General features: G+C 55.9%; 10 protein-coding genes, 2 tRNA genes and 3 other RNA genes. 7 read left to right on the top strand and 8 right to left on the bottom strand.

Annotation, left to right across the window (positions count from 1 at the left end):
* The first annotated feature begins 10 nt into the window (after positions 1-10).
* Complete coding sequence (locus tag G6Q29_RS11490; protein WP_165465691.1) at positions 11-430, top strand: DUF3574 domain-containing protein; 420 nt, start codon at positions 11-13, stop codon at positions 428-430.
* Between the two features lie 82 nt (positions 431-512).
* Here G6Q29_RS11490 and G6Q29_RS11485 read toward each other — a convergent pair whose 3' ends face one another.
* On the bottom strand, positions 513-1697 hold the full coding sequence (locus tag G6Q29_RS11485; RefSeq protein ID WP_165465690.1) for a NupC/NupG family nucleoside CNT transporter: 1185 nt from the start codon (positions 1695-1697) through the stop codon (positions 513-515).
* 251 nt (positions 1698-1948) lie between these two features.
* On the opposite strand from G6Q29_RS11485, the gene efeU reads away from it, so the two are divergent.
* The 4 genes from efeU to phoH all read left to right on the top strand — a co-directional run bounded on the left by efeU (position 1949) and on the right by phoH (position 6525).
* Positions 1949-2782, top strand: coding sequence for an iron uptake transporter permease EfeU (gene efeU, locus G6Q29_RS11480; protein WP_165465689.1), 834 nt, complete (start codon positions 1949-1951; stop codon positions 2780-2782).
* Between the two features lie 40 nt (positions 2783-2822).
* On the top strand, positions 2823-3950 hold the full coding sequence (gene efeO, locus G6Q29_RS11475) for an iron uptake system protein EfeO (protein ID WP_165465688.1): 1128 nt from the start codon (positions 2823-2825) through the stop codon (positions 3948-3950).
* A 3-nt stretch (positions 3951-3953) separates the two neighbouring features.
* Positions 3954-5237 carry an iron uptake transporter deferrochelatase/peroxidase subunit gene (gene efeB, locus G6Q29_RS11470; protein ID WP_165465687.1) on the top strand — a complete coding sequence of 428 codons (1284 nt, stop codon included), beginning with the start codon at positions 3954-3956 and terminating at the stop codon, positions 5235-5237.
* A 499-nt stretch (positions 5238-5736) separates the two neighbouring features.
* On the top strand, positions 5737-6525 hold the full coding sequence (gene phoH / locus G6Q29_RS11465) for a phosphate starvation-inducible protein PhoH (protein WP_207309792.1): 789 nt from the start codon (positions 5737-5739) through the stop codon (positions 6523-6525).
* Positions 6526-6819: 294 nt separating this feature from the next.
* Here the strand turns inward: phoH and G6Q29_RS11460 are convergent.
* The 4 genes from G6Q29_RS11460 to G6Q29_RS11445 all read right to left on the bottom strand — a co-directional run bounded on the left by G6Q29_RS11460 (position 6820) and on the right by G6Q29_RS11445 (position 8783).
* Positions 6820-6956: non-coding RNA, RtT sRNA (locus G6Q29_RS11460), on the bottom strand.
* Positions 6957-7000: 44 nt separating this feature from the next.
* Positions 7001-7088, bottom strand: a tRNA-Ser gene (locus G6Q29_RS11455).
* 137 nt (positions 7089-7225) lie between these two features.
* A complete protein-coding gene (locus tag G6Q29_RS11450; RefSeq protein ID WP_003858068.1) occupies positions 7226-7903 on the bottom strand; it encodes an isochorismatase family protein in 678 nt (225 codons plus the stop codon).
* A gap of 19 nt (positions 7904-7922) precedes the next feature.
* The gene (locus G6Q29_RS11445; RefSeq protein ID WP_003858066.1) at positions 7923-8783 is read right to left on the bottom strand and encodes a pirin family protein; all 861 of its coding nucleotides are present in this window, start codon (positions 8781-8783) and stop codon (positions 7923-7925) included.
* 109 nt (positions 8784-8892) lie between these two features.
* On the opposite strand from G6Q29_RS11445, the gene G6Q29_RS11440 reads away from it, so the two are divergent.
* On the top strand, positions 8893-9798 hold the full coding sequence (locus G6Q29_RS11440) for a LysR family transcriptional regulator (protein WP_165465686.1): 906 nt from the start codon (positions 8893-8895) through the stop codon (positions 9796-9798).
* A 119-nt stretch (positions 9799-9917) separates the two neighbouring features.
* Here the strand turns inward: G6Q29_RS11440 and G6Q29_RS11435 are convergent.
* The 3 genes from G6Q29_RS11435 to G6Q29_RS11425 form a co-directional block, all read right to left on the bottom strand.
* Positions 9918-10055: non-coding RNA, RtT sRNA (locus G6Q29_RS11435), on the bottom strand.
* A 45-nt stretch (positions 10056-10100) separates the two neighbouring features.
* A non-coding RNA gene (locus tag G6Q29_RS11430) (RtT sRNA) lies at positions 10101-10236 on the bottom strand.
* 44 nt (positions 10237-10280) lie between these two features.
* A tRNA-Ser gene (locus G6Q29_RS11425) sits at positions 10281-10368 on the bottom strand.
* Between the two features lie 229 nt (positions 10369-10597).
* Here G6Q29_RS11425 and ghrA point away from each other — a divergent pair.
* A complete protein-coding gene (gene ghrA, locus G6Q29_RS11420; RefSeq protein WP_165465685.1) occupies positions 10598-11536 on the top strand; it encodes a glyoxylate/hydroxypyruvate reductase GhrA in 939 nt (312 codons plus the stop codon).
* Positions 11537-11589: the final 53 nt, after the last annotated feature.

Raw genomic sequence — 11589 nt, 5'->3', positions numbered from 1 at the left:
GTCTTCATCAATGAGAATCAAAACAGGGGTAATGGTGGCAGCATTCGTGATGCTGGCGGGCTGTAGCGCACCCTCGCAGCACGCGGCAGTGGAAACCTGCAAAGCAGAAAATCAGATGCAGCAAACCACGCTCTATTTCGGTTTAAACCGTCCTGCCGGGGCGCAAATCACAGGCAACGAATGGCAGCAGTTTGTCGACCAGGACGTGACGCCACGCTTTCGCGATGGCTTAACGGTGTTTGATGCCCGTGGTCAGTGGCTGGGTAACGACGGTAAGGTGGCGCGCGAGCCGAGCAAGGCGCTGATGCTGATCCACCCCAAAGACGCGCTGAGTGAGAGGAATATTGAAGCGTTGCGCGGGATCTATAAGTCACGCTTCGCGCAGGAGTCGGTGATGCGTGTCGACCAGCCGGTGTGCGTGCAGTTTTAATGAAAAACGGCGGGAAATCCCGCCGTTGTTGTATCGTAGGCCCGTGCAAGCGAAGCGCCGCCGGGCATTAACCGCACAAAACTTACAATACCAACCCCGCAAAGCTCGCCGACAGCAGGCTTACCAGCGTTGCCCCGTACACCAGGCGTAAACCAAACCGCGACACCACGTTACCCTGTTGCTCGTTCAGACCTTTTATTGCCCCCGCCACAATGCCAATGGAAGCGAAGTTAGCGAACGATACCAGGAACACGGACAAAATACCCAGCCCGCGCGGTGACATTTGATGGGCTATTTTTTGCAGCTCGATCATCGCCACAAATTCATTCGCCACCAGCTTGGTTGCCATAATGCTCCCCGCGCTTAGGGCATCGCTCAGCGGAATACCAATAAGCCACGCCAGCGGATAAAACACATAACCCAGAATCTGCTGGAAGCTCATGCCAAATATGCCGGAGAAGAGGGCGTTAACGGCGCTAATAAGCGCGATAAAGCCAATCAGCATCGCCAGAATAATCATCGCCACCTTAAAACCGGCCAGAATATACTCTCCCAGCATTTCAAAGAAGCTCTGGGATTCGTGCAGTTTTTCCAGCCTGATATCCGGCTCCGCTTCCGGACGCACCGGATTAATGACGGAGAGAATAATAAAGGTGCTGAACATGTTCAGGATCAGCGCCGCGACGACAAATTTGGCGTCGAGCATGGTCATGTAAGCGCCGACAATCGACAGCGACACCGTCGACATGGCCGTGGCAGCCATCGTAAACAGACGACGCGAGGAGAGATCCCCGAGTACGCCCTTGTAGGCAATGAAGTTTTCCGACTGACCGAGGATCAGCGAGCTCACCGCGTTAAAGGATTCCAGCTTGCCCATGCCGTTCAGTTTTGACAGCAGCGTCCCGATCGCCCGAATAAAGATCGGTAGAATGCGCCAGTGCTGAAGAATACCAATCAGCGCCGAGATAAAAATAATGGGGCAGAGCACGCCAAGGAAAATAAACGCCAGCCCTTTTTCACCCATCCCGCCAAAGACAAAATTCGTCCCTTCGGCAGCGAATTTAAGCAGCGACTCAAAGAAACCGGAGACGTATTTAATAATAAACAGGCCGCTTTCTGCATGCAGGAAAAAGAACGCCAGCGCAATTTCAATCACGATCAGCTGTAAAACAAAACGAATACGAATTTTCCGGCGGTCGAAACTCACCAGCCAGGCGAGGGCAAGAATAATCACCAGCGCCAGCAGGAAATGGACAATTTTAAACATGGTTTATTTTCAGTTGGTTTTCGAGGTGGACATTTAGCCACAGCCCCGGTTAACCGTAAATGGGCATTTTCGTTATACCTTATAAACGTAACGGTTACTCAGGCAATTATTACTCTGCAACACGTTTACATCTGGTCATCAAAACGCAACACATTTCGCTTGTTTTTCTTGTTGCCGTAATGATAATCACTATCACAAGAATTTACCTTTCTTTGCATCAGTTGACCGCGATAAACATTTAAGGTGTCGGCATGTTTGTTCCTTTTCTCATTATGTTACGTGAAGGCCTTGAAGCGGCCCTGATTGTTAGCCTTATTGCCAGTTATCTGAAGCGCACCCAGCGCGGGCGCTGGATTGGCGTGATGTGGGTGGGCGTTTTCCTTGCCGCGGCGCTCTGCCTGGGGCTGGGGATCCTTATTAACGAAACCACTGGTGAATTCCCACAGAAAGAGCAGGAGCTTTTTGAAGGTATCGTCGCCGTGATTGCGGTGTTAATCCTGACGTGGATGGTATTCTGGATGCGCAAGGTCTCCCGAAACGTGAAGGTACAGCTTGAGCAGGCGGTGGATAACGCCCTGCAAAAAGGCAACCACCACGGCTGGGCGCTGATCATGATGGTCTTTTTCGCCGTGGCGCGTGAAGGCCTGGAGTCAGTGTTCTTCCTGCTCGCGGCTTTTCAGCAGGACGTGGGCATCTGGCCGCCGCTGGGCGCCATGCTCGGGCTGGCAACCGCCGTCGTGCTTGGCTTCCTGCTCTACTGGGGCGGCATTCGTCTTAACCTGGGCGTGTTCTTCAAGTGGACCAGCCTGTTTATTCTGCTGGTGGCCGCAGGGCTGGCAGCAGGTGCGATCCGCGCCTTCCACGAAGCGGGTCTGTGGAACCACTTCCAGGACGTGGCGTTCGATCTCAGCAACGTCCTGTCGACCCATTCACTGACCGGCACCCTGCTCGAAGGGATCTTCGGCTACCAGGAAACGCCGAGCGTCAGCGAAGTGGCGATGTACTTTATCTATCTGGTTCCGGCGCTGATCCTGTTCGCTATGCCGCCGCGTACCGGCTCGCAGGCGTCTCGCGTTGCGCCGTAAGTGCTGTTTTAGTTACAACATACTTTTAAAGGGAAGAGTCATGGCCATTCAGTTCCGTCGTAGTGCGTTATGCGCAGGCATTGCCGCGCTGTTCGTGTCTGCCTTCAACGCTCAGGCGGCAGATATTCCGCAGGTAAAAGTCACCGTCAACGATAAACAGTGCGAGCCGATGACCATCACGGTTAACAGCGGTAAAACGCAGTTTATTATTCAGAACCACAGCCAGAAGGCGCTGGAGTGGGAGATCCTCAAAGACGTGATGGTGGTGGAAGAGCGCGAGAATATCGCGCCGGGCTTCAGCCAGAAGATGACCGCAAACCTTCAGCCCGGGGAATATGAGATGACCTGCGGCCTGCTGACTAACCCGAAAGGTAAGCTGATTGTCAAAGGCGCAGCGACGGAGGATGCGGCCAAAGGCACGGCGCTGTTGAGCCTCGGCGACGCTATTGCCGCCTATAAAGCCTACGTCACCAAAGAGACGGCGGACCTGGTGGCAGGCACCAAAGCCTTTACCGACGCGGTGAAGGCGGGCGATATCGAAAAAGCGAAATCCCTGTATGCGCCTACCCGTCAGCACTACGAGCGCATCGAGCCGATTGCCGAACTGTTCTCTGACCTCGATGGCAGCATTGACGCCCGCGAAGATGACTACGAGCAGAAGGCCGCCGATCCGAAATTCACCGGCTTCCACCGCCTGGAAAAAGCGCTGTTTGGCGATAGCTCCACCAAAGGGATGGAGAAATATGCCGAACAGCTCAACAGCGACGTGCTGGAGCTGCAAAAACGCATCGCCGAGCTGGCTTTCCCGCCGTCGAAAGTGGTGGGTGGCGCAGCGGGCCTGATTGAAGAAGTGGCCGCGAGCAAAATCAGCGGTGAAGAAGATCGTTACAGCCACACCGACCTGTGGGACTTCCAGGCCAACGTCGACGGCGCACAGAAAATTGTCGATCTGCTGCGGCCTCAGCTGCAAAAAGAGAACGGCGAACTGCTGGCGAAAGTGGATGCCAACTTTAAGAAAGTTGACGCCATCCTGGCGAAATACCGCACCAAAGACGGCTTCGAAACCTACGACAAGCTGACCGATGCTGACCGTAACGCGCTGAAAGGCCCGGTTACGACGCTGGCGGAAGATCTCTCCCTGCTGCGTGGCGTACTGGGTCTGGACTAAGCGATGAACAAGCATGACGAGTACGACGTCGCGGAACCTACCCGACGTCGGTTGTTAAAAGGGGTAGGGGCGTTGGGCGGCGCGTTTGCCCTGGCGGGAGGCTGTCCGGTGGCGCATGCGGCAAAATCGCAAAGCGCCCCCGGCACGCTCTCCCCGGATGCGCGTATGGAGACGCAGCCGTTTTATGGCGAGCACCAGGCGGGGATTCTGACGCCGCAGCAGGCTTCAATGATGCTGGTAGCTTTCGATTCGCTGGCGAGTGATAAGGCCGACCTTGAGCGTCTGTTCAGGCTGTTGACCACGCGCATTGCCTTTCTCACCGCGGGTGGCCCGGCGCCGGAAACACCGAATCCGCGCCTGCCGCCGATGGATTCCGGGATCCTGGGCGCGTTTACCGCGCCCGATAACCTGACCATTACCGTGTCGGTGGGGGAATCGCTGTTTGATGATCGCTACGGACTGGCGAAGCAGAAGCCGAAAGCGCTGCAAAAGATGACGCGATTCCCGAATGACTCTCTCGACGCGGCGCTGTGCCACGGCGATCTGCTGTTGCAGATCTGCGCCAACACCCAGGATACGGTGATCCACGCCCTGCGCGATATCATTAAGCACACCCCGGATCTGCTAAGCGTACGCTGGAAGCGGGAAGGATTTATCTCCGATCACGCCGCGCGCAGTAAAGGAAAAGAGACGCCGGTCAACCTGCTGGGCTTCAAAGACGGTACTGCCAACCCGGACAGCAGCAATGCCGCGCTGATGAAAAACGTGGTCTGGGTGACGGCGGATCAGGGCGAACCGGCCTGGGCGGTGGGCGGCAGCTATCAGGCGGTGCGTATCATTCAGTTCCACGTGGAGTTCTGGGACCGCACGCCGCTGAAAGAGCAGCAGACGATCTTCGGTCGCGATAAGCAAACTGGCGCACCGCTCGGCATGAAGCACGAGCACGATGAACCCGACTACGCCCGGGATCCGAACGGGGATGTCATCGCCCTGGACAGCCATATTCGCCTCGCCAATCCGCGCACCAGGGAGACGCAGTCCAGCCTGATGATGCGCAGGGGCTACAGCTACTCGCTGGGGGTGACCAACTCCGGTCAGCTTGATATGGGACTGCTGTTTGTCTGCTATCAGCACGATCTGGATAAGGGTTTCCTCACCGTGCAGAAGCGGCTCAACGGCGAAGCGCTGGAGGAGTACGTTAAGCCCATCGGCGGCGGCTATTTCTTTGCCCTGCCCGGCGCGCGTGATGCGAACGGCTGGCTCGCTCAGGGTCTTATAGAAGCCTGATAATTGTCCCTGCGACAGTTCGCGGGGACACTATTTTTCCACATAACTATCTTATTGTTATATTTCTGTAATATTTCTATATAAGACTGATTTTCCATGTAGGGGCAGTCTGAAAAGTTGCATTGTGGTAAAATAAATGTTGAATTTATGATAATTCCTGATGTACTTAAGATAAGACAGCGGTAGTTCCCGGCAGTGATGTTAACTCCCTATGGAGATCGCGAATGGTTGCGTCCTGTACTGGACAAGGTAAACATATCAACCGCAGTACCCGGCGCGGAGGCTCAGACTCCGGCAGCGATTTCCTCACCACCAAATTCTCTCCTTCACCTCAACACCTTTTTCTACCGACGTGCATAACGGTGCGCGTAGCCGTTGTATATCGTCATCCGGTAATGCAAGCAATGGCTTACAAGGAAGCCAACCCTCTGATGTTCGTGCGCATAATCGTGCCGATGCTGGCGCGTGTGATGAATACCAACAACTCAAGGTGCTATCCATGGGAAGACAGAAAGCAGTGATCAAAGCTCGTCGCGAAGCAAAACGTGTGCTGAGACGGGATTCACGTAGTCATAAACAGCGTGAAGAAGAATCGGTCACCTCGCTTGTGCAGATGAGCGGCGTAGAATCCATTGGCATGGCGCGGGACTGCCGCGATGCATCGCCAATTGTGGCGCGGAATGAAGCTCAGGCGCACTACCTGAATGCTATCGAGAGTAAACAGCTCATCTTTGCAACCGGGGAAGCCGGATGCGGGAAAACCTGGATCAGCGCCGCCAAAGCGGCGGAGGCGCTGATTCATAAGGACGTGGAAAGGATCATCGTTACCCGTCCGGTACTGCAAGCGGATGAAGATCTGGGCTTCCTGCCCGGCGATATTTCCGAGAAGTTTGCCCCGTACTTCAGGCCCGTCTATGACGTGCTGGTGAAGCGGTTGGGCGCTTCCTTTATGCAGTACTGCCTGCGACCAGAGATTGGCAAGGTGGAAATCGCGCCGTTCGCCTATATGCGCGGACGTACCTTTGAAAATGCGGTCGTTATTCTTGACGAGGCTCAGAACGTGACCGCTGCGCAAATGAAGATGTTTTTAACGCGCCTCGGGGAGAACGTGACGGTTATCGTCAACGGCGATATTACCCAGTGTGACCTGCCGTCGGGCGTGAAGTCCGGCCTGAGCGATGCTATGTCACGTTTTGAGGAAGACGAGATGATAGGGGTGGTCCGCTTCACGAAAGAGGATTGCGTACGCTCAGCGCTCTGCCAGCGCACGCTACAAGCGTATTATTGAATATGCTGTTGTGTTCAAGGCCCGGGAAACCGGGCTTTGTTTTTTGTGCATTTTATCCCCTCTTCCCTGGGGAGAGGGTTAGGGTGAGGGGCTCAGGCCGCACTGAGCTGCATATAGCACCGGGGGGGATTGACTCGCTTCGCTCGCCCTGCGGGCAGTCTGTTCGCTTCGCTCTCAGTCTGTCCAACTGGCTGCGCCAGTTGTCGAACCCCGGTCGGGGGTTCTCATCCCCCCTACAGGCGTGCAACATGCGAAAAAAAAGCCCGCATTTTCATGCGAGCTCTTCTTTAAATATGGCGGTGAGGGGGGGATTGACTCGCTACGCTCGCCCTGCGGGCAGCTTGTTCGCTACGCTCTCAGTCTGTCCAACCGGCTGTCGCCAGTTGTCGAACCCCGGTCGGGGGTTCTCATCCCCCCTGTTGGAGAATATAAAAGAAAAAAGCCCGTACTTTCGTACGAGCTCTCATCTTGAATATGGCGGTGAGGGGGGGATTCGAACCCCCGATACGTTGCCGTATACACACTTTCCAGGCGTGCTCCTTCAGCCACTCGGACACCTCACCATATTGTTTTGCTGCCTGACCGCTTGGGGGGCAACGGGGCGCTACTATAGGGAGTTGCGCTAAAACGGTCAAGCAGATTTTCAGCATTCGTGCTTGTTCGGTTAAGCCTTAATCAGCTTATATCGCAACGCGCAGGATTAACGCTGTGAATCGAGCACTTCGCTATTTTTCACCACGTCCTGCGCTTTGCTGTAGCTTTCGATCAGCAGTTGGTAGGCCGGGAAGATATGTGTGTACACCTCAGCCCATTCACCCGCGTCTTCACGGTTCCACGTGCGCTGAATTTCGGAAGCAACAGCAGCCGTGTCCATCGGTACCACGCCTGCCTGCACCACGCGCGCCAGGGTGATCTCCTGCGCCATTTTGCTGTAGGTGCCGGAGGCATCAATCACCGCAAACACTTTATATCCGTCCGCCACCGCGCTAATGGACGGGAAGGCCATGCAGACGCTGGTGATCGTCCCGGCGATAATCAGCGTTTTGCGCCCGGTGGCTTTCACCGCCGCCACGAACTCCGGGTTATCCCAGGCGTTGATCTCACCCTTGCGTGCCACATACTGTGCGTGCGGCGCGTTGGCGTGGATCTCCGGGATAAGCGGGCCGTTCGGTCCCTGTGGAACCGACGCCGTGGTGATCACCGGGATCTTCGCCAGCGAGGCGATTTTTGCCAGCGCCGCTGCACGGGCGCGCAGCTCAGGCATTGGCATGTCTCCTACGGTCTGGAATAGCCCGCTCTGGTGATCGATAAGCAGCATAACGGCATCGTTTACGTCAATAACGGGACGTGCACCGTTGAAGTTTGCAGGGGTAGATATAATGCGCTCCTTATTACGTTTAGATTTGGCCAAAGCGGCCGGAGTTGAAATCGCGAATAGCCTCGGCAATTTCGGTTTTACTGTTCATCACAAACGGGCCATAGCCCACGATGGGTTCATTCAGCGGCTCCCCGGCCATCAGCAGTACTTTGGCATCGCTGCTGGCTTCGAGATGCAGTTTGTCACCGCTCTGACTCAGCACGACCAGTTGCGCCTCTCCGGCAGGCGTGGTGCCGTTCACCGTCACGCTGCCTTCAACGACAACCAGCGCCGTGCTCCAGCCTTCGGGCTGATTGAGCGTCAGATGGCTACCCTGGTGCAGCGCGAGATCCCACACGTTCAGCGGTGAGAAGGTATGCGCCGGGCCGGTTACCTCTCCAAAACGGCCAGCAATCACGCGCAATGTTCCGCTGTTATCCGGCAGGGTGACCACCGGGATATCCGCCTGAGTGATGCTCTGGTAGCCAGGCGTCGCCATTTTGTCTTTGGCAGGCAGGTTGACCCACAGCTGCATCATTTTCAGTTCACCGCCTTTCTGCGAGAACGCGCTGGAGTGGAACTCCTCGTGCAAAATGCCTGCGCCCGCCGTCATCCACTGCACGTCGCCTGGGCCGATAACGCCGCCTCTTCCAGTGGAATCACGGTGCTCCACTTCGCCTGAGTAGACGATGGTCACCGTTTCAAAGCCGCGATGAGGATGCTCGCCCACGCCGCGTTTCGCGCCGTCTGCCGGGAAGGTATGTGGTCCGGCGTAGTCCAGCAGCAGGAACGGGCTCAGGGGCTCGCCGTGCGTCTGGTAAGAAAACATCGAACGAACCGGGAAACCGTCACCGACCCAGTGCGGACGAGGTGCGGTATACACGCCTGTTACGTTTTTCATGATTAACTCCTGATGTCCTGTTGTTGTAATTAGCTTATATTCAGGGTTAATAACCCGGTAGATAGCAAAAATGACATTCACTGTTCTTTTAATGGAACAATGGAGGCGTATGCAGGATCTCAATGATTTCGTATGGTTTGTGAAGGTGGTGGAGCATGGTGGTTTTGCGGCGGCGGGTCGGGCGCTCGATCAGCCTAAGTCGAAACTGAGCCGTCGGATTGCGCAGCTGGAAGAACGCCTGGGAGTTCGGTTGATACAACGTACCACGCGGCAGTTTGCGGTGACGGAGGTGGGGCAGACGTTCTATCAGCACTGTAAAGCCATGCTGGTGGAGGCTGAAGCTGCGGAAGAGGCGGTGGCTGCTTTACAGGCTGAGCCGCGCGGTATGGTCAGGCTCACCTGTCCTGTCACCTTGCTGCACGTTCACGTGGGGCCCATGCTGGCGCGGTTTATGGCGCGATATCCGGGGATCAACCTCCAGCTCGAAGCCACCAACCGCCGGGTCGATCTGGTGGCGGAGGGGGTGGATGTGGCGATCCGCGTTCGTCCGCGCCCGTTTGATGACAGCGATCTGGTATTAAGAGTACTGGCGGACAGGGGGCACTGTCTGGTTGCCGGGCCGGCACTGATTGAACGGATGGGAAACCCGGCGATGCCCTCTGAACTCAGCGAGTGGCCGGGGTTAAGTATGGGGGCGGGCAAGCACCTGCATAAGTGGGCATTGAGCGGGCCGGAGGGCGCAAAAGCAGAAATTCACTTTACGCCGCGCCTGGTGACCACCGACATGCTGGCGCTGCGTGAGGCGGCGATGGCGGGCGTAGGCGTGGTGCAACTGCCGATTTTGATGGTGAAGGATCAGTTGGCTTCAGGTCAACTTGTTCGGGTGCTGAATGCGTGGGAGCCAAGACGGGAAGTGATCCACGCGGTGTATCCTTCCCGGCGCGGCCTGCTGCCGTCGGTCAGGACGCTGGTGGATTTTCTCACTGACGAGTATGCAAAGATGGTTGAAGATTAGCTTTTCGTAGGTGGGGTAAGCGTAGCGCCACCCGGCATAAAGGGCGCAGGGGGCGAATTCCCTTATGGAGAATATAAAAGAAAAAAGCCCGTACTTTCGTACGGGCTCTTCTTTAAATATGGCGGTGAGGGGGGGGATTGACTCGCTTCGCTCGCCCTGCGGGCAGTCTGTTCGCTTCGCTCTCAGTCTGTCCAACTGGCTGCGCCAGTTGTCGAACCCCGGTCGGGGATTCTCATCCCCCCTTACGAGAATATAAAAGAAAAAAGCCCGTACTTTCGTACGAGCTCTCATCTTGAATATGGCGGTGAGGGGGGGGGATTGACTCGCTTCGCTCGCCCTGCGGGCAGCCTGTTCGCAACGCTCACAGTCTGTCCAACTGGCTGCGCCAGTTGTCGAACCCCGGTCGGGGATTCTCATCCCCCCCTGTTGGAGAATATAAAAGAAAAAAGCCCGTACTTTCGTACGAGCTTTCATCTTGAATATGGCGGTGAGGGGGGGATTCGAACCCCCGATACGTTGCCGTATACACACTTTCCAGGCGTGCTCCTTCAGCCACTCGGACACCTCACCATATTGTCATCCCGTTGTTGTCGGGACGGGCGCTAATGTAAGGAAAAGCCGTACTGCCGTCAACTCACTTTTTCAGTAATTTAGCGTGTTTAGACAAACTTCAGGCAACCTGATTCCGAAATGTGCGAAAAGCGCCTCTTTTATCAACAACGCGGTTTAGCGATAAATTTGGTATGCTGGCAATTCAGTTGAAAATGAAAATAAAACAGCGCAATAAAAGGCAATGACTATGGATATTATTTTCTATCACCCTACATTTGATACGGCTTACTGGATTAATGCACTCACGGCGGCACTGCCTGGTGCGCGCATTCGCGAGTGGATAGAGGGCGACAATGAACATGCCGATTACGCGCTGGTCTGGCATCCCCCGGTCGAAATGCTCCAGGGACGCCGTTTGAAGGCGGTGTTTGCTCTTGGTGCGGGGGTGGACTCTATTCTCAGTAAGCTGAAGGCACACCCTGAAATGCTGCCGGAGGATATTCCCCTGTTTCGTCTGGAAGATACCGGTATGGGGCGGCAGATGCAGGAATATGCCGTGAGCCAGGTGCTGCACTGGTTCCGACGTTTCGACGATTATCAGGCGTTCAAACAGCAATCCCACTGGGAACCGCTTCCGGATTATCAGCATGAAGATTTCACCATCGGCATCCTCGGCGCGGGTGTACTGGGTTCGAAAGTCGCCGAAGCGCTCGCCCCGTGGGGCTTCCCACTGCGCTGCTGGAGCCGGAGCCGTAAGGAATATCCAGGCGTCGAGAGCTTTGCCGGAACGGACGAACTCCCGGCGTTCCTGAAAGGGACTCGCGTCCTCATTAACCTGCTGCCGAATACGGCGGAAACGGTCGGCATTATCAATGGCACGCTCCTCAACCAGTTGGCAGAAGACAGCTACTTAATGAACCTGGCGCGCGGGGTACACGTTGTGGAAGACGATCTGCTGAAGGCGCTGGATAACGGTAAACTGAAAGGCGCAATGCTGGATGTCTACAGCCGCGAGCCGCTGCCTGAAGAAAGCCCACTGTGGCGACACCCTCGCGTGGCAATGACCCCGCATGTCGCCGCCGTGACGCGACCGGCGGAGGCCGTGGCGTACATCTCGCATACCATCAGCGAATTAGAGAAGGGCAACGCGGTGACCGGACAGGTCGACAGACAGCGAGGCTACTGAGAGAAACCCGGCGTTCGCCGGGTTTTTATAATATTCGCCGCTGATAACTGCTA

The sequence above is a fragment of the Enterobacter cloacae genome, assembly GCF_011078175.1.
Lineage (GTDB): Bacteria > Pseudomonadota > Gammaproteobacteria > Enterobacterales > Enterobacteriaceae > Enterobacter > Enterobacter cloacae_Q.
This window is presented reverse-complemented; position numbering and strand designations above follow the sequence as displayed.

What these genes read in the sequence shown, in the direction of transcription:
- efeO (WP_165465688.1), top strand. Translation starts at nt 2,823, where the DNA reads ATGGCCATTCAGTTCCGTCGTAGTGCGTTATGCGCAGGCATTGCCGCG.
- G6Q29_RS11445 (WP_003858066.1), bottom strand. Translation starts at nt 8,783, where the DNA reads ATGAAAAACGTAACAGGCGTGTATACCGCACCTCGTCCGCACTGGGTC.
- G6Q29_RS11485 (WP_165465690.1), bottom strand. Translation starts at nt 1,697, where the DNA reads ATGTTTAAAATTGTCCATTTCCTGCTGGCGCTGGTGATTATTCTTGCC.
- efeB (WP_165465687.1), top strand. Translation starts at nt 3,954, where the DNA reads ATGAACAAGCATGACGAGTACGACGTCGCGGAACCTACCCGACGTCGG.
- G6Q29_RS11490 (WP_165465691.1), top strand. Translation starts at nt 11, where the DNA reads ATGAGAATCAAAACAGGGGTAATGGTGGCAGCATTCGTGATGCTGGCG.
- phoH (WP_207309792.1), top strand. Translation starts at nt 5,737, where the DNA reads ATGGGAAGACAGAAAGCAGTGATCAAAGCTCGTCGCGAAGCAAAACGT.
- G6Q29_RS11440 (WP_165465686.1), top strand. Translation starts at nt 8,893, where the DNA reads ATGCAGGATCTCAATGATTTCGTATGGTTTGTGAAGGTGGTGGAGCAT.
- efeU (WP_165465689.1), top strand. Translation starts at nt 1,949, where the DNA reads ATGTTTGTTCCTTTTCTCATTATGTTACGTGAAGGCCTTGAAGCGGCC.
- ghrA (WP_165465685.1), top strand. Translation starts at nt 10,598, where the DNA reads ATGGATATTATTTTCTATCACCCTACATTTGATACGGCTTACTGGATT.